This is a genomic window from Pontibacter beigongshangensis (genome assembly GCF_014332515.1).
In the GTDB taxonomy this organism is placed as follows: Bacteria; Bacteroidota; Bacteroidia; order Cytophagales; family Hymenobacteraceae; genus Pontibacter; species Pontibacter beigongshangensis.
Genome location: NZ_VFSD01000007.1, coordinates 84,297 through 101,401, shown reverse-complemented (window position 1 = coordinate 101,401; position 17,105 = coordinate 84,297). Strand labels below are relative to the sequence as shown.

General features: G+C 52.1%; 12 protein-coding genes and 1 pseudogene. 12 read left to right on the top strand and 1 reads right to left on the bottom strand.

Translation table 11 applies throughout. The features are described 5' to 3' along the window. Window positions 1-360 precede the first annotated feature (360 nt). A complete protein-coding gene (locus FJM74_RS07965; protein ID WP_187262062.1) occupies window positions 361-1,605 on the top strand; it encodes a glycosyltransferase family 61 protein in 1,245 nt (414 codons plus the stop codon). A 413-nt stretch (window positions 1,606-2,018) separates the two neighbouring features. Here FJM74_RS07965 and FJM74_RS07960 read toward each other — a convergent pair whose 3' ends face one another. Continuing rightward, window positions 2,019-3,269, bottom strand: a complete 1,251-nt coding sequence (locus FJM74_RS07960) for a class I SAM-dependent methyltransferase (RefSeq protein ID WP_187262061.1) — start codon at window positions 3,267-3,269, stop codon at window positions 2,019-2,021. A gap of 527 nt (window positions 3,270-3,796) precedes the next feature. On the opposite strand from FJM74_RS07960, the gene FJM74_RS07955 reads away from it, so the two are divergent. The 11 genes and pseudogenes from FJM74_RS07955 (at window position 3,797) to FJM74_RS07905 (ending at window position 16,857) form a co-directional block, all read left to right on the top strand. Further along, window positions 3,797-4,561, top strand: a complete 765-nt coding sequence (locus FJM74_RS07955; RefSeq protein ID WP_187262060.1) for a DeoR/GlpR family DNA-binding transcription regulator — start codon at window positions 3,797-3,799, stop codon at window positions 4,559-4,561. Further along, the gene (locus FJM74_RS07950) at window positions 4,561-5,982 is read left to right on the top strand and encodes an L-fucose/L-arabinose isomerase family protein (RefSeq protein WP_187262059.1); all 1,422 of its coding nucleotides are present in this window, start codon (window positions 4,561-4,563) and stop codon (window positions 5,980-5,982) included. Before FJM74_RS07955 ends, FJM74_RS07950 begins: the two co-directional genes overlap by 1 nt. A gap of 27 nt (window positions 5,983-6,009) precedes the next feature. Then, window positions 6,010-6,843: a transketolase gene (locus FJM74_RS07945; RefSeq protein ID WP_187262058.1), complete on the top strand. Its 834-nt coding sequence runs from the start codon at window positions 6,010-6,012 to the stop codon at window positions 6,841-6,843. 195 nt (window positions 6,844-7,038) lie between these two features. Then, window positions 7,039-8,007, top strand: coding sequence for a transketolase family protein (locus tag FJM74_RS07940; RefSeq protein WP_187262057.1), 969 nt, complete (start codon window positions 7,039-7,041; stop codon window positions 8,005-8,007). A 444-nt stretch (window positions 8,008-8,451) separates the two neighbouring features. Continuing rightward, entirely contained in the window at window positions 8,452-9,399 is a 948-nt protein-coding gene (locus tag FJM74_RS07935) for a D-ribose ABC transporter substrate-binding protein (protein WP_187262056.1), read from the top strand. Between the two features lie 7 nt (window positions 9,400-9,406). Further along, window positions 9,407-10,060: a DUF2291 domain-containing protein gene (locus FJM74_RS07930; RefSeq protein WP_187262055.1), complete on the top strand. Its 654-nt coding sequence runs from the start codon at window positions 9,407-9,409 to the stop codon at window positions 10,058-10,060. Between the two features lie 143 nt (window positions 10,061-10,203). After that, window positions 10,204-11,709, top strand: coding sequence for a sugar ABC transporter ATP-binding protein (locus tag FJM74_RS07925; RefSeq protein ID WP_187262054.1), 1,506 nt, complete (start codon window positions 10,204-10,206; stop codon window positions 11,707-11,709). A 10-nt stretch (window positions 11,710-11,719) separates the two neighbouring features. After that, on the top strand, window positions 11,720-12,754 hold the full coding sequence (locus FJM74_RS07920) for an ABC transporter permease subunit (RefSeq protein WP_187262053.1): 1,035 nt from the start codon (window positions 11,720-11,722) through the stop codon (window positions 12,752-12,754). A gap of 5 nt (window positions 12,755-12,759) precedes the next feature. Continuing rightward, window positions 12,760-14,274: an FGGY family carbohydrate kinase gene (locus FJM74_RS07915; protein ID WP_187262052.1), complete on the top strand. Its 1,515-nt coding sequence runs from the start codon at window positions 12,760-12,762 to the stop codon at window positions 14,272-14,274. 439 nt (window positions 14,275-14,713) lie between these two features. Then, a pseudogene (gene ribB, locus FJM74_RS07910) lies at window positions 14,714-15,361 on the top strand (3,4-dihydroxy-2-butanone-4-phosphate synthase); the annotation flags it as partial. Window positions 15,362-15,588: 227 nt separating this feature from the next. Continuing rightward, a complete protein-coding gene (locus FJM74_RS07905; RefSeq protein ID WP_187262050.1) occupies window positions 15,589-16,857 on the top strand; it encodes a glucuronyl esterase domain-containing protein in 1,269 nt (422 codons plus the stop codon). Window positions 16,858-17,105: the final 248 nt, after the last annotated feature.

Genomic DNA, 17,105 nt, shown 5'->3' with positions numbered 1-17,105 from the left:
GCGGGATCAATCTCACCATACAACCTGACGGCCCCCATCTGCGCGTAAGATAAAAAATGATTACGAATATTAGTTAGCTTTGTGAAATTTAGATACACAATTCATCCACCTGGCCGGCATATGCCCTGCTTTAGCACAGCAAATGGCTTTTTTAGGGGCGCCTGAGGCTTCACCATCGTCCCCTGCCGCACCTCCGAAATACAGATGCTTTTCTTACTAACCTTCCGGGTAAAATATCGTTTACGGCATATTCGGCTGTCACTCCCATAATATTTGAACTATGCTCTTCCTGTAGCATGCAGAACAGACCCGGACTATAAAACTCCTCATCCCTTGAACCTATTCTGAAATCATGACACGATGAAAGCAAGTGTACTCTACCGCAAAGCCTTGAAGCGGCTAAAGAAGATTGGCAAACGAATACTCCCTTACAACCTGCGCTACAAACCCACAGGTGTGTATACACTGCAGGAGGCCGGCCAGGGAGGCAACACAGGTGAGGTGGTGCACCACATCTACCCGGCGCTTGTTTCCACCATGGACATTCCGGAGCAGCTCTTCGATGCCTGCCCGGCCTACTGGAAGCCGGAACGAAAAGTGGTTACCGATTATGTGGTGGTGGAGCTTCCGAATGGCCGGCTATACACCGATAATGAAAGCAGCGTGGCCCTTATTACCCAACACAACAAGGTAGTGGAGAATGTGTCGCTCAGCCTTCGGGATGGTGGGATCGCTGCAGGGCCGGCATACAACAACATATTTCAACAACGGTTTTTCAGCCCTCCCACCCGCCTGGCGGGCACTGTTTTCTCGCTGCTCACGGGTGGCGCGGGCCTCAACAACATCAGCCACTGGTTTATGGATGTACTCCCCCGGCTGCACCTGCTCCAAAAGAGCGGTTTATACGATCAGGTCGACTGGTTTCTGGTCCCGAGCCTGCGCTACGATTACCAACGGGAGACGCTCGAACTCTTGGGCATACCAACTGCAAAGCTGATCGCCGGAGATGAGCACCCGCATGTCGCAGCGGACAGGGTGATCGCCTCCACAGCTCCCCGCGGCAACTACACCCTGATGCCGGACTGGCTGTGCGACTATTTACAGGAGGCTTTTGCGCCGCTGGCAACGGCCGAGGATGTGCTGGTGGAGGAAGCTCCGTTTATCTACATTGCCCGCAGCGACTCCAGCATCAGGCGGGTGCTCAACGAGGAAGAACTAATTGGGCGACTGGAACCCTACGGCTTTAAAACCATTGTTTCGAGCAAGCTGAATATCAGGCAAAAAATTAAGCTGTTCTCTAACGCAAAGGTGGTGCTGGGAGCCAGCGGTGCCGGCCTGATCAATTACATTTTCTGCAAACCAGGCACCACCGCCATCGAGGTCTTTAACAAAGGGTTCATGCTGCTGCCGTTCTTCAACATCGCCCAAAAGATAAACCTGGACTACCATTACCTCATCTGCAAAGGCGACGAGGGTATCGAGGATGCGGGCCAAGGGCAGCGCGAGGACGTGGAAGTGGAAATAGACAAGGTGCTGGACCTGCTCAACGAGCTGGCTGAGAAACCCGACTCACCACTGCCAAAGCTTACCGAGGCAGTAAGCTGATTGCGGCCTCACTTAGCAGCGATCAAGTTAAAGCCAGCCACGGACAATCCCGAATTATTTGAATGAAAAAGGCCTTCTGGAAGGCCTTTTTCATTCAAATAATTCGGGATTGTTGTTGATTGCTGAAGGGTTGTTTCAGGATTTGGAAGATGAACGGTCTAGGCGAACCTCCCAAAGTGGTCGGCCTATAACAAGCAGTCATCAACGACTTGCAAACTGATGTCCGGTTACAGAAGAAAGTCTTGCGGCTTGTGTCCTTTATCTCGTGTCGCTGTCCTGCCTCCGGAAGGCCATTTTCATTCAAATAATTGCGCTTTACCACGCAAAGCATCTTCCCAAAGGCCCACTGAAAAAGCACGCGGCATGCTGAACCTGTCAGCATGCCGCGTGCTTTTTATAGCGGAAAGGCAAGATTACTTTTCGGCAAAGCTGCTGTCATAAACCCTTACTTCAGGTATAAAGGTAGCAAACTTGCCGCCCCACTCCCCAATGTAAGCCAGTTGCTCCATGATCTCATCTTTCAGGTTCCAGGGGAGGATGATCACGTAATCGGGCTGGTATTCTGCAATCTTAGAGGCATCGTACACCGGAATATGGCTGCCTGGCAGGAATTTGTTCTGCTTGTGCGGCGAAGCGTCCACGACGAACTGCACCAGGTCGTCGCCTTTAATACCCGCATAGTTCAGCAGCGTGTTTCCCTTGGCAGCCGCTCCATACCCGATCACTTTCTTGCCCGCCTGCTTCTGCTCGATCAAAAAGCTTAGGAAGCTGTACTTCACCTGGTCCACACGGGCCTGGAAATCCTGGTAGAACTCGGGCGTGTTCATGCCCGCCGCCTCTTCCTTGGCCAGCAGCGCCTGCACATTTGGCGAGATTTCTTTAGACTTGTCTTTCTTGTGCTTGGCAAAAATCCGGAGAGAGCCTCCGTGGGTTGGCAGTTCCTGCACATCGAACATCTCCAGGGCGTGCGCCTCAAATATCCGTTTAACGGTGCCGAAGGAGAGGTAGGAGAAGTGCTCGTGGTAAATGGTGTCGAACTGGCAGTCTTCTACCAGGCGCAGCAGGTGCGGGAACTCCATGGTCACCACGCCATTCTTGCGTAGGGCCACTTTCAGGCCCTCCACAAAATCGTCGATGTCCGGCACGTGCGCCAGCACGTTGTTCCCGATAATGAGGTCGCCCTTCAGCTTGCGGTTGCTCAACTGCCTGGCAAAGCTGGCGCCAAAGTACTCAGAAATCGTAGGAATCCCTTTCAGCGTGGCGGCATTGGCCGTGTTCTGCGTGGGCTCAATGCCCAGCACCGGCACATTCTTCTCCACGAAATGCTGCAACAGGTAACCGTCGTTGGAGGCGATCTCGATCACCTGCGACTTCTCGTCGTAACCAAACCGGCCTATCATCTCGTGCACATACTTTTTGGCATGTGCCACCCAGCTTTTTGAGTAGCTTGAGAAGTACACATACTCATTATCAAAAATCTCCTGCGCTTTCTTATACTCGTCTACCTGCACCAGGTAGCACTCCGAGCAAAAGTAAATGGTGAGCGGAAAATACATTTCCGGCTGGTTTAGCTGCTCAAAGGAAAGAAAGGAGTTGGAAGGGGGGCAGTTCACTAAGTCTACAAATTTATTGTAGAGTGGCTGTTCACAAAATCGGCAGTTCATAGGGCGAAAATGGTCAGAATAAATCGTTGTGAAATTTAGTTTAGGGGCCTATCGCCTTTCTGCTGTATGGCCAGACCATAAAACAGGCGGTATTCTATCAGGAAAGAATCTTTAAAGCTCAAGGCGGGTAAAATATACTTTATATTAAAATCAGAATATTCTACGGAGGAGTTTATAAAGGGTTAGGTTAAAACGAGATTAAAACGAAATTAAAATTCGATTAAATTTATTGCTGCTTAACCAGCAACAGAACAAGCCCATGCTTTATCTATAAACCGCACCACTTCAATGACTTAAAAAAATAAATGAAAATTTCCGGAAATCATTCTTCCTTCCTTCCTGTTACTACCATTAAGAAAGCCTGAATAACTTTCGAAACATGTCTTAATCGAAGAAAATAAAAAATAAAACAAAGTAATCAGATATTTTTTTATATTAGCCTTTCCGTACACCGGTATTGTGCAGCAGATCGTTTTAATGATTAATTTTAAGTCTGCTTCCATAAAAACAGAAAAACACAAGAGACTATGATGGCAAACCAGCGCAGGGAAAAGATTCTTGAGCTCCTCCAGGAGGACGGTTCGGCCAAGGTCATCGACCTGGCCAAGCTCTTCAAGGTCACCGAGGTCACCATTCGCCAGGACCTGGAGAAATTAGACAAAGACGGCCTGCTGGTGCGCGAGCACGGCGGGGCCTTCCTCAAGAACGTCGAGGACCAAGTCAGGGAGGTGGCGCTGGCCAACAAGGAGAACATGGACAAGAAAGAGCTCATCGCCCGCAAGTGCCTCGACTTCATCGAGAGCGGCGACACGATCATTCTCGACTCAGGCTCCACCACCACCGAGATCGCCAAGAAGCTCCGCGGCTTCAAGCACCTGACCGTAATTACCAACGCCCTCAACATCGCCCTGCTGCTGGGCGCCGAGCCCGGCATCGAGGTGATCATGACCGGCGGCGAGTTCAAGCCCCCCACCCTCTCGCTCACGGGCCAGAAGGCGGCCGACTTCTTCAAGGGCATCAACGTGCAGAAGCTCTTCCTGGCCACCGCCGGCCTCTCCCTCAAGTCGGGGCTGACCTACCCCAGCATCAGCGACATTGTGGTGAAGAAGGCCATGATCGACGCGGCCGAGACGACGTACCTGGTGGCCGACTCTACCAAGATCGGCAAGAGCGCCTTCGCCAGCCTGGGCGCCCTCTCGCTCATCGACTACATCATTACCGACGCCGGTATTGCCGACAAGCACCTGAAAGTGTTCCACGACAACGAAATTGAATTAATTATAGCAAGCTAATGCAAAACGTAAAACAGCAACTCACACTTGGAGTTATCATTGGTAACCGCGACTTTTTCCCGGATGCACTGGTGGCAGATGCCCGGATCGAGATATTAAGCACTTTACAAGACCTGAACATCAACCCGATCCTGCTCGGAACGGAAGATACAAAACTGGGCGGTGTGGAGACGTTTCAGGATGCGCGCAAGTGCGCCGAACTGTTTAAAAAGCACCGCGACGAGATTGTAGGCGTGCTGGTAGTGCTGCCAAACTTCGGCGACGAAAGAGGCGTGGCCGAAACCCTGAAGCTCTCGAAGCTGGAGGTGCCCGTGCTCATCCAGGCCTACCCCGACGACCTGGAAAAACTTGACCTGGCCCGCAGAAGAGACTCCTGGTGCGGCAAAATATCGGTTTGCAACAACCTCTACCAGTACGGCATTAAATACACCACCACCACCAAGCATGTGGTACATCCTTCCGACCCAAGCTTTATAGCCGATCTGAACGATTTTATGGGCGTGTGCCGCGTGGTAAGAGGCCTGCGCAACATGCGCATCGGGGCGGTTGGCGCCAGACCAGGCGGCTTCAACACCGTGCGCTACAGCGAGAAGATTCTGCAGCGCCATGGCATTTCGGTTACCACCGTAGACCTTTCGGAGATACTGGGCAACGCTAATAAACTGAGCCTGGAAGACCGAAGTGTACGGGAGCGCTTAGAGGCAATTAAGGCCTACACGCCTACTGGTGGTACACCGGACGAGTCGCTGGTGCAGATCGCGAAACTGGATGTGGTGCTCAACGAGTTCGTAGAAGCAAACGCCCTCGACGCCACCGCCATTCAGTGCTGGACTTCCATTCAGCAAAACTATGGCTGCAACGTGTGCACCAGCATGAGCATGATGAGCGAGAACATGCTGCCAAGCGCCTGTGAGGTAGACGTGACCGGCACACTGAGCATGTACGCCATGCAACTGGCCTCCGGCTCGCCGAGCGCGCTTGTTGACTGGAACAACAACTACGCCAGCGACGAAGAAAAATGCGTGCTCTTCCATTGCGGTAACTGGGCCAAATCCTTCCTGCCAGACATTCAGATGAGCACTGCGCCGATTCTGGGCACCACCGTTGGCGAAGAGAATACATTCGGAGCCTTGGATGGTCGCACACCAGCCATGCCGCTGACCTATGGCCGCATCAGCACCGACGACCCCAAAGGCATTATTAAAGTGTACATCGGCGAAGGCGAACTGACAGACGACCCATTGAACACCTTTGGAAACAGGGCGGTTGCCAAAATAAACAACCTGCAGGGGCTGATGCAGTACGTCTGCAAAAACGGCTTTGAGCACCACGTGGTGATGAATGCCTCTAAAACAGCCGGCATTCTGAAAGAAGCCCTGGGCAATTACATGGGCTGGGAAGTTTACCACCACGAAGGGTAAGCAGCCAGCAGTTTAAAACCATTACGAATGAAGCAGATGACAGAGCAAGAGCTACAGCAAAAATCGGTTCAGTACCGGAAAAATATAATCAAATACATTTACGGAGCCAAAGCAGGCCATACCGGCGGGAGCCTTTCCTGCGTCGATATACTGAATGTGCTTTATAACTATGTGTTGAATGTTGGTCCGGAGAATTTCGATTCGCCGGACCGCGACCGCTACATCCAGAGCAAAGGCCACACCGTGGAAGCCCTTTTTGTGGTGCTGGCCGACAAAGGCTTTTTCCCGGAGTCGGACCTGGAGACGATGAGCCAGTACAAATCGCACTATATTGGGCACCCAACCCGCAAGGTAAACGGTGTGGAGCAGAACACCGGCGCCCTGGGCCATGGCTTGTCGCTGAGTGTGGGCACTGCCCTGGCGGCTAAAATGGATGCGCGTGATTACCGCGTGTTCACGCTGCTGGGCGATGGCGAACTGCCCGAAGGCTCCAACTGGGAAGCTGCCCTTACGGCCTCGCACTACAAACTCGACAACCTCTGCGCCATCATCGATCACAACAAGCTGCAGATAACAGCCTCTACAAAAGAAGTGTGCGACACCAACCCTATCGACGACAAGTTCGAGAGCTTTGGCTGGGCTGTGCGCCACGTAGACGGCCACGATATCGGGCAACTTAAGGAAGCCTTCGATGCCATGCCATTTGAGGCGGGCAAGCCAAGCCTGATCATCGCGCACACCGTGAAGGGAAAAGGCATCAGCTACATGGAAAACGTGCTGAAGTGGCACCACGGCGTGCCCAGCGAAGAGCAGTATGCGGCAGCCATGGAAGAGCTGGACCAGGTTATGGCGACTTTGTAAGTGGGGCTTCGCAAATTCACTTTGCAAGAAAAAGTCCCCCTTTGAAGGGGGTGAGGGGGATGTTTCACGGGCTGTAGAAATATTTGAGCTCAGATGTTAGTCATCCCCCACCCCTTCAAAGGGGGACAAAAAACTTCTTACATAACATCAGTTTGTAAGTAAAAAAAATTATTCTTCACGAAAATAAATACGACTGTGGGTGCTATCATAGACAAGGAAATAGAAACCGGAAAAGCAAACCTCGAGGTATTCTCCAGTACGCTTCAGGAACTGGCCGCCACCGATCGCGACATTGTGGCTGTTACCAGCGACTCGCGCGGGTCAGGAAAGCTGGTGCCGTTCGGACAGAAATTTCCGAAACAGATTGTGGAAATAGGCATTGCCGAGCAGAACCTGGTGGGCGTGGCAGCCGGCCTGGCCTCGGTAGGTAAAAAAGTGTTCGCTGTTTCGCCGGCCTGCTTCCTGACGGCCCGGGCGCTGGAGCAGATCAAAAACGATGTGGCCTACTCCGACAACCCCGTAAAGCTGATTGGCATTAGCGCCGGCGTAAGCTATGGCGCCCTGGGCACCACCCACCACAGCCTGCACGATTTCGCAGTGCTACGGGCCATCAACAACATCATCATTGTAGCCCCGGCCGACAACTTCGAGACAGAGCAGGCTATTGCACAGGCAGCCGCTTCGGAGCAACCGTTTTATATCCGGTTCGGCAAAAAGCCGATGCCCCTGCTGCAGCCCCGAAGCGAAAGCAGCTTTGAGTTCGGCAAGGGCCGCGTGATTAAGGAAGGCGACGACATAACCTTTATAGCCACCGGCGAAACGGTGTATCCTGCCTTGCAGGCCGCCGCCAAACTGGAGAAGGAACAAGGCATCAGCGCTACCGTTATCAGCATGCACACCATTAAACCGCTGGATCACGACCTGCTCACCAAAGTTGCCGCCACTGGCAAACCCATCCTTACGGTGGAGGAGCACATGGTGTATGGCGGCTTGGGCGAGGCCTGCGCTTCTTACCTGATCCAGAACGGCCACCACAACCGCTTCAAGATCATGGGCATTCCGGACGAATACACCGTTACCGGCTCGCAGAACGACATCTTCAATCACTACGGCTTAACAGAAAGCGGCATTGCAGCGGAAGCGGCGAAGCTGCTGGAGAAGTAGCAGGAGCAGCAGTACCGGAGGGCCTTTTTCATTAGAATAATTTGATAGATGTTCTTATGGATAAAGGTGCTGATGAGCTGATTTTATATGCTAAGAGTGAAGAGTTGAATATCAATTATCGAGTACAGATCAACTCTTCACTCTTAAATTTGTCCTGCGTCTTGTGCCTTAGAAGAGCCTCCGGAAGGCCATTTTCATTAGAATAATTCGGACAGGAACATGACTAAGATCATCTTCTGTTGTACATTCCCCTGCAGTTGAGATTCTCCACTAGCAACAGCACATTCAAAAATAAAATCATTATTTATATGTAAATATTTGGAAGCTTATTTTTAATGTTTTATTTTAAACGAATGTTCGTTCAAAGCTAATAGGCAGGGTCGTAAATCTCAGTTTATTGGTGAAGAAAGGCACACCATATTGCATACCATCAGAAGTAACGCTATGCTAAATTACTTAATCAAAATTCCGGTTCTGCTCCTGCTGTTCGCGGTCCTGCTAATGGCAGGTTGTTCCGGCAAAGCCGATGCAGATGAGCCAAAGAAAGTGGCCGTCATTATTTCTACGCTCAACAATCCCTGGTTCGTGGTGCTTGGCGAGAGTGCGGCAGCCAAGGCCCGGGCGTTGGGTTACGAAGCCAAAATATTCGATTCGCAGAACAACACGGCCCTGGAAGCAGACCATTTCGAGAATGCCATCGCCTCCGGCTACGACGCTATTCTATTTAACCCGACCGACGCCGATGGCTCCGTGTCGAATGTATTGAAAGCGAAAGCAGCCGATGTGCCTGTTTTCTGCATGGACCGCGAAGTGAACGCCACGGATGCCGCCACTTCCCAGATCCTCTCCGACAGCTACTCCGGCTGCGTGGCCATGGGCAAGTACTTTGTGCAGCGCCTGAACAAAAAAGGCAAGTACGTGGAAATTCTGGGCTTGGTGGGCGACAATAACACCTGGAGCCGCTCCAAAGGCTTCCACAGCGTAGTCGACAATTACCCCGACCTGAAGATGGTGGCCCAGCAGAGCGCAGATTTTGACCGGAACAAAGCCATGGAGGTGCTGGAGTCGGTGCTGCAGGCTCACCCCGACATTGACGCCGTATTCTGCGGAAACGATGCCATGGCCATGGGCGCTTACCAGGCCGTGGTGGCCGCCGGCATAGCCGACCGGGTGCAGGTATTCGGGTTCGATGGGGCTGATGATGTGGTACGATCGATAAGCGAAGGCAAAATAGCCGCTACGGGCATGCAGTACCCGGTCGTGATGGCCGAAACTGCTGCTGCGTACGCCGATGAATATTTTAAGGGCAAGCGCGAGTTTCCGCAGAAAATGCCAGTAGCCGTGGAGCTCGTGAAGCAGGACAACGTGAAAGATTACCTGGCTACTAACTAAAGAGACGATGAAGAAGCGCATAAAATACGGGATCATGCTGGTCGTAGCACTGGTGCTGGCCTACAACTCCGTCTACTTCAAAAGCCTGAGCGAAGTAAAAGCCACTCCCACTGCCGATCAGTTTGACGCAACTACCTATGCCAACGAGTTCTGGAGCACCAAACTTACCCCAGGCTTAGGCCAGGCCGTAGAAATAAACACACTGGTCGCAGAACTGGAAACAGACAAAGACGCTGCCTTTGCCAAACATTCACACGCCCTGGGCATCGGAAACATCCGCTATTTTATGATACGCGGCGAAGGAGAAATAACAACCATCGGTGAGAACACCGTAACCGTTGTAGCCAAAACAGACCAGGCGCAGCAGCCCGTGAAAATAGAGACGGAGTTTGTATACGGCAACGCGGTGCGCGACGCACAGGGACTCATCGACCTGACGGAGTTTACCAGCACCATGCACCTCAACAGTGTGTCTGAAGAAATCAACCGCAAAATCAGGACAGAGGTAGTACCTCCTTTTAAGGCAAACGCGCAGAAAGGACAGCGTGTGCAGTTTGTAGGCGCTATCGAGCTCAACCAGGAGCACCTGCGCCTCGACGAGATAGAAGTAATCCCGGTTGCACTGGATCTGGTGGAGCCGGAGGGCGCTTCGACAAATTAAAGATTATCCGGCTGCTCAGGCTGGCGCGAGCGTCCCATCTGCATAGGTTTCTTAAGCTTCTGTCAAAATTTAAAGAGTCTTGTGTCTTACGTCCTGTGTCTTGTGTCCTTAAAACAAACGAACTTCAATAATCGCCATACATTGTGCTAGTAGCAGAGAACATAACGAAACGCTTTGCCGGGGTAACCGCCCTGGACCAGGTAAACATGGAGCTTCATTTCGGAAAAGTAACCGCCATAATTGGTGAGAACGGAGCCGGTAAGTCTACGCTCATGAAAATACTTTCCGGGGTGTACCCTGAGTACGAAGGACGCATTGTATATAAAGGGAACACGGTCAGCTTCTCGAACCCGCGCGAGGCGCAGGAGTCTGGCATAGCCATTATTCACCAGGAGCTCAACCTCATCCCCTACCTCAGCATCACTGAAAACATATTTCTGGGCCGCGAAATAGAAACCTCCTGGGGCACCCTCAACGCCACAGAAATGCGCTCCCAAACCCAGCAGCTGCTCCGCCGCCTCAAACTCGATGTAGACCCCAACACGCTGGTACACGAATTGAAGGTGGGGCAACAGCAGGTGGTGGAGATCGCCAAGGCCCTGCTCCTCGACTCTGAAGTCATTATCATGGATGAGCCGACTTCTGCTATCAGCGAAAGCGAGGTAGAAGTGCTTTTCGAGATCATTAACGACCTGCGGCGCGAGAATAAGGCCATTGTGTATATTTCGCACAAGCTGGATGAGCTGTTCAAGATTGCTGACCGCTACATTGTGCTCCGCGATGGCAAAACCATAGAGTCTGGCGAAATGGCCGGCATGACACACGACCGCATTATACAGAAGATGGTGGGTCGTGGCGTGACCATGATGCGCAAAACACCCTGCGAAAAAATTAAACAGGAAGTGCTTTCGGTGGAGAATCTATGCCTGAAACACCCCACCAGGCCGCAGGAGAACCTGATCAAGAACGTTTCCTTCAGCCTGGGCCGAGGAGAGATCATCGGTATTTTCGGGTTGATGGGCGCTGGCAGAACCGAGCTGCTGGAATCCATTTTTGGGCTGCACGCCAAACAGATAACCGGCCGCATGTGTGTGGAGCAACAGGAGGTTCATTTTAAATCGCCTGCCTACGCCATTAAAACCGGCATAGCACTGGTACCCGAAGACCGCAAAAAAGACGGGCTGGTGCTGGGGCTGGACGTGAAAACCAACATCTGCCTCACCACCCTGGAGAGCATGGAAGACATGGGCATGCTCAACGACAGCAAAGAATGCAACCTGGCGGATAAGTATATTGAAGAGCTGCGCATCAAAACCTCTTCCAGTGGACAGGCAGCCAAAAACCTGAGCGGTGGCAACCAGCAGAAAATCGTGATCGCCAAATGGCTGGCCACCAAACCCAAAGTACTGCTCCTCGACGAGCCCACCCGGGGCATCGACATCAATGCTAAAAACGAAATCTATAAACTGATCCAGAGCCTGGCCGATGCAGGCCTCGGCATCATCGTGGTGTCGTCGGAGCTGCCGGAAATACTGGCCCTCTCCGACCGGATACTGGTAATGGCAGAAGGCTGCCTGACAGCCGAGGTACCCGTAAGCGAAGCCACAGAAGACAACATCCTGAAAGCGGCCATCCCGAAAACAATTTAATTTTACCAGTATGAGTCCTGAAGTATACAAGGAAGAAAAAAAGGTGAAAACAGGCACTGCCACCACCTCTGCAGGCACAGAGCAATACCGACAACACTTAGTTAAGTTTCAGTCGCTGATCGCGCTGTTTATCTTGTGCCTCGTGATCGGCTTGTTGTCTGACAAATTTTTCACGGTAGCCAATGGCTGGAACGTGATGCGGCAGATCTCGGTGAACATCTGCATCTCGGTAGGCATGACCTTGGTGGTGCTCACGGCGGGCATCGATCTTTCGGTTGGGTCTATCCTGGCGCTTTGCGGAGCCATTACAGCGGGGCTGCTGAAGTTTGGGCTGGAGTTTCCGGCGCTGGACATGTTTATCGGGTTTACAGTGCTCGGCGCCATACTGGCTGGCATGCTGACAGGCACTGCCTTAGGCGCTTTTAATGGCTGGACCATCACCAAATTTAAAGTGCCGCCCTTTGTGGCCACGCTGGCCATGCTTACGATAGCCCGGGGCCTCACCATGCTCTGGACAGAAGGCTTCCCGATCTCAAACCTCGGAGAAACGTTCTCCTACCTCGGCACCGGCTGGTTCCTGGGTGTTCCGCTGCCTGTCTGGATTTCGGCCATTATTGTGCTGGTAGCGGTAGTGGTTACGAAGAAAACAAGGCTGGGGCGCTACATCTACGCCATTGGCGGCAACGAAAGCGCGGCCCGCCTATCCGGTATCAACATCAACCGCATCAAGATCATCGTTTATTCCATTGCAGGTGGCTTAGCTGCCATTGGCGGGTTAATCGTGACATCCAGGTTGGATTCGGCACAACCGAATGCCGGTATGAGTTACGAGCTCGATGCCATTGCGGCGGTCGTAATCGGGGGCACTTCGCTGTCTGGTGGCAGAGGCACCATTATGGGTACAGTGCTGGGGGCGATTATCATTGGCGTACTCAACAACGGCCTGGTGTTGCTCGACGTATCGCCGTTCTGGCAGCAAGTAGTGAAAGGCTTTGTAATTCTGCTGGCCGTAATTATTGACAAAGCAAATTCAAAAGGCGAATAAAATCCATGAAACGTAATTATATACTGGCTGTAGACCAGGGCACCAGCAGCACCAAAACCATCATTTTCGACGAAACCGGCGCAGCTGTAGCCAGAGCATCCGAACCGCTATCCTCCAAATACGATGGCGCGCACGTGGAGCAGGACCCGGAAGGTATTTACCAGAACGTGCTGGCCTCCGTAGCCAAATGCCTGCAGGAGTTTACCGCAACAGGAGGAGACGTGAGCAGCATAAAAGCCTGCGGCATATCGAACCAGCGCGAAACTTTTGTGGTGTGGGATGAAGCGGGAAAGCCGCTTTACAATGCGGTAGTGTGGCAATGCAAGCGCTCTGTGGCTATATGCGAACGTTTAAAGTTCGAGAACCTGGAGCCGCTGGTTAAATCCAAAACCGGTCTCATCATCGATCCTTATTTTTCGGGCACCAAACTGATCTGGCTCTACGAAAATGTAGACAACGTACGAGAAGCTGTAGACGCTGGCAAGGCCTTTTTCGGCACCATCGACACCTGGCTGCTCTACAAGCTCACGAACGGCCAGAGTTACCTCACCGACTACACCAACGCCTCCCGCACGCTATTCTTTAACCTCGCTGACCTTGCCTGGGACCAGGAACTGCTGGATGCTTTCAACCTCCCGCGCCTGAACCTGCCGGAGCCAAAGCCATCGTCGGCATTGTTTGCCGATTCAGATTTTAACGGGCTTTTTCCACAGCCAGTTCCCATCACGAGCATGATCGGCGATTCGCATGCTGCCGCCTTTGGCGAAGGATGTTTTGCCCCTGGCACCGCCAAAGCAACCATGGGAACCGGCTCTTCCATTATCATGAACATCGGCGAAAAAGCGCAGGATTCTGAAAGAGGTATGGTGACCACCATCTGCTGGAGCACCGAAGACCGCGTGGATTATGCCCTGGAAGGTGTAATAGTTACCTGTGGCGCAACCATCGAATGGCTCAAAAATGAAGTTGGCCTGATCTCCGACAGCAAGGAAACAGAAGCCATGGCCCGTGCCGTAACCGACAACAATGGCGTGTACCTGGTGCCAGCCTTCAGCGGACTGGGCGCTCCGCACTGGGACATGAGCCGCAAAGCCTCTATCACCGGCCTTACCTTTGGCTGCAACAAAAACCACATCGTGCGTGCCGCCCTGGAGTCTATCCCTTACCAGATCAAAGATGTGATTACGGCCATGGAACAGGACACCGGCATTGCCCTGCAGGAGCTGAACGTGAACGGAGGCCTCACCGCCAACAAGTTCGTGCTGCAGCTATTGGCCGACCTGCTCGAAAAACCAGTTGCCGTACAACACATGCCCGACATCTCAGCCCTTGGCGCTGCTTATCTGGCAGGCCTAAAGGCAGGTGTTTACAGAGACATCGAGCACCTGAAAACCCTGAACCTGAACAAAGCTGTGACCAGCCCCGGAAAGGATAGCGAAAAAGTGAAGAAAGATTATGCAGGTTGGCAGGCGGCTATCGGCAGTAGTATATCGGCTGCTAAGGCGGAGATGTCGGTCTAGAATTATTTGAATTGATGCCATGGAAAATTTTAAAGATTAGCAGCAAAGACCTCGCAGTGTGCGTAGCTCCTGCGAGTGTCTGAAGGCACGGTTGCAACTTTCCCAAACAAAACGCTCGCAGGAGCTGCGCACACTGCGAGGTCTTTTATTAAACCTGAATTATTCGAATGAAAATGACCTGCTGGAGGCTTTGCAACACATCCGTTGGCTCTTTCAGACTGGGAAGTCCAGAAAAGCAGCAGTAACATCAGCAGAAAAAACCTCTCCGGAAGGCCATTTTCATTCGAATAATCTGCCACTCCCGAACCTCCTGCCAACTTACAACCACCACCAGAAAAAGACAAAATTGCGATTGGCTGCTGATTTTGTTTTACATTTACAGGAGTGCACCGGTAGCAGGTGCAGAACTAAAAAATGTATATAAAAAGAATCCTATAGCATGGGTCACGATAAAGCAGCAACCGGGAAAATAGTCTTAAATACCATAGAAGAAGCCATAGCCGACATTCGCGATGGTAAAATAGTGATTGTAGTAGACGATGAAGATCGCGAAAACGAAGGCGACATGATCTGTGCCTCGGAGTGTATTACGCCTTCATTAGTCAACTTTATGGCCCGTGAAGGACGGGGCCTGATCTGCGTGTCGCTAACAGAAGAGCGTTGCGAAGAGTTGGAACTGCCGATGATGGTGGAGAACAACACCTCCTCGCACGAAACGGCTTTCACCATTTCCGTTGACCTGATCGGCCACGGCTGCACCACCGGCATCTCCGCTTCCGACCGCGCCAAAACGATAAAAGCGCTCATAGACCCGGCCACCAAACCGGAAGAACTGGGCTCGCCTGGCCACATTTTCCCGCTCAAGAGCCGCAACGGTGGCGTATTGGCCCGCCCCGGCCATACCGAGGCTACGGTAGATTTCGCGCGTCTGGCTGGCTTCAAGCCTTCCGGCGTTTTGGTAGAGGTGCTCAGCAAAGATGGCTCTATGGCGCGCCTGCCCGAGCTTCGCCAGATTGCCGATAAGCTCCACCTGAAGCTGGTGAGCATCAAAGACCTGATCGATTACCGGAAGAAAACAGAGGGACTCTAGCAGTTCCGACCTCAGTGTGTCTTCCAGACCTGTGCGTGTCTGGGGGAGTAGAAAGGCCATTCATCAGCCACTGGTGTAATTATTTAAATAAAAAAGGCCCTCCGGAGGCTCTGCTGCTGCTGCTGCTCATGTCAGCGACATTTTTACCATTTCTTCGTAGTTGATAAAACACGCACAGGTCTGACAGACACTGTAAAATTTGTACTATCCGCTATCCACTTCCCATGGCCTACAAACAGCTGCTCCTTTTGCTATTTATGGTTCTCGCCATGCTGCCTGCTGGTGCCCAAAATTACGAGGAGGACAAGGTGCAGCCTTATACCCTGCCCGATCCTTTGGTTTTTACGGATGGCTCCAGGGTAAAAAACAAAAGGCAATGGAAGAAGAAGCGGCGAGCTGAAATTCTGGAACTGTTCGAGCACGAAATGTATGGCCGGTCGCCTGGCAAGCCGGAGAACATGACGTTTCAAGTGTTTGAGCAGGATACGCAAGCCCTGAACGGCAAAGCTACCCGGAAACAGATCACCGTATTTTTCACGGGTAAGCCGGATGGTCCGCAAATGGATATCCTGCTGTACCTCCCCAACCAGGTAAAGGGCAAAGTTCCTGTGTTTTTAGGGCTTAATTTTCAGGGGAACCATGCGGTGCACTCCGATCCGGCTATTAAACTCTCGCCGAACTGGGTGTGGGCGGGTGGAGCAGGAGTAGTCGACAATATTTCCACCGAAAAATCGAGGGGGGCCACGGCTAGTCGCTGGCCGATCGAGATGATTTTGGAGCGAGGTTATGGTGTGGCCACCGTGTTTGCCAACGATATTGCCCCCGATAAAAAAGACAATGTGACAGATGCCGTCCGCGCGCTATACCCGGAACTGCAAAACCGGGACGACAATTTCAGCACCATGAGCGCCTGGGCCTGGGGCCTGAGCAGTGCCCTCGCTTATCTGGAAACAGATAAGCAGATAGCTGCTAAAAAGGTGATGCTGTTCGGTTTCTCTAGGATGGGCAAAGCCGCTTTGTGGGCAGGAGCCCGCGACGAGCGCTTTGCCATGGTCATCAGCAACGAGTCTGGTGGTGGAGGCGCGGCTCTATCAAAGCGTAAATATGGCGAAGATGTGGAGCGGCTCACGCGTGGAAACCCGCATTGGTTCGCTTCCAATTTTAAGAAATACAACAAAAACGAGGAGGCTCTCCCCTTCGACCAGCACATGCTCCTGGCCCTGATCGCACCGCGCCCTCTCTACATTGCCAGTGCCGAGGAAGACAGAGGCGCCGACCCATACGGCGAGTTTCTGGCAGCCAAAGCCGCTGATCCTGTGTACCGCTTTTTAGGCACAGAAGGCTTGCCTTCCCAGGAATTTCCACCGCTTAACCAGCCAGTACATGGACGCATCGGTTACCACATCCGAACTGGAAAGCACGATGTTACTGAATATGACTGGAAGCAATACCTGAATTTCGCTGATAAACATTTAGGGAACAAGAGACCTTGATTGGAAAGGTTTTTCTGATTACCCTGATTTTTTTTCTGAATTATTCTAATCAAAATCGCCCTCTAGAGGCGCTGCTGCTGCTTAGTAGATTTTCTTCCTCGATATGCGGTATGCAGGTTATAAACTTGCATCATACTCAACCACGAGTTGCGGCTGCGCCTAAACTTGCGATATGCCATTTAATTTTTCTAATGAAAAAGCCCCTCCACGTACTGTAAAGGCTTCTGCTGCACCTGCTGCTACTTCTC

What these genes read in the sequence shown, in the direction of transcription:
- FJM74_RS07950 (WP_187262059.1), top strand. Translation starts at nt 4,561, where the DNA reads ATGCAAAACGTAAAACAGCAACTCACACTTGGAGTTATCATTGGTAAC.
- FJM74_RS07955 (WP_187262060.1), top strand. Translation starts at nt 3,797, where the DNA reads ATGATGGCAAACCAGCGCAGGGAAAAGATTCTTGAGCTCCTCCAGGAG.
- FJM74_RS07945 (WP_187262058.1), top strand. Translation starts at nt 6,010, where the DNA reads ATGAAGCAGATGACAGAGCAAGAGCTACAGCAAAAATCGGTTCAGTAC.
- FJM74_RS07960 (WP_187262061.1), bottom strand. Translation starts at nt 3,269, where the DNA reads ATGAACTGCCGATTTTGTGAACAGCCACTCTACAATAAATTTGTAGAC.
- FJM74_RS07965 (WP_187262062.1), top strand. Translation starts at nt 361, where the DNA reads ATGAAAGCAAGTGTACTCTACCGCAAAGCCTTGAAGCGGCTAAAGAAG.
- FJM74_RS07905 (WP_187262050.1), top strand. Translation starts at nt 15,589, where the DNA reads ATGGCCTACAAACAGCTGCTCCTTTTGCTATTTATGGTTCTCGCCATG.
- FJM74_RS07930 (WP_187262055.1), top strand. Translation starts at nt 9,407, where the DNA reads ATGAAGAAGCGCATAAAATACGGGATCATGCTGGTCGTAGCACTGGTG.
- FJM74_RS07935 (WP_187262056.1), top strand. Translation starts at nt 8,452, where the DNA reads ATGCTAAATTACTTAATCAAAATTCCGGTTCTGCTCCTGCTGTTCGCG.
- FJM74_RS07920 (WP_187262053.1), top strand. Translation starts at nt 11,720, where the DNA reads ATGAGTCCTGAAGTATACAAGGAAGAAAAAAAGGTGAAAACAGGCACT.
- FJM74_RS07915 (WP_187262052.1), top strand. Translation starts at nt 12,760, where the DNA reads ATGAAACGTAATTATATACTGGCTGTAGACCAGGGCACCAGCAGCACC.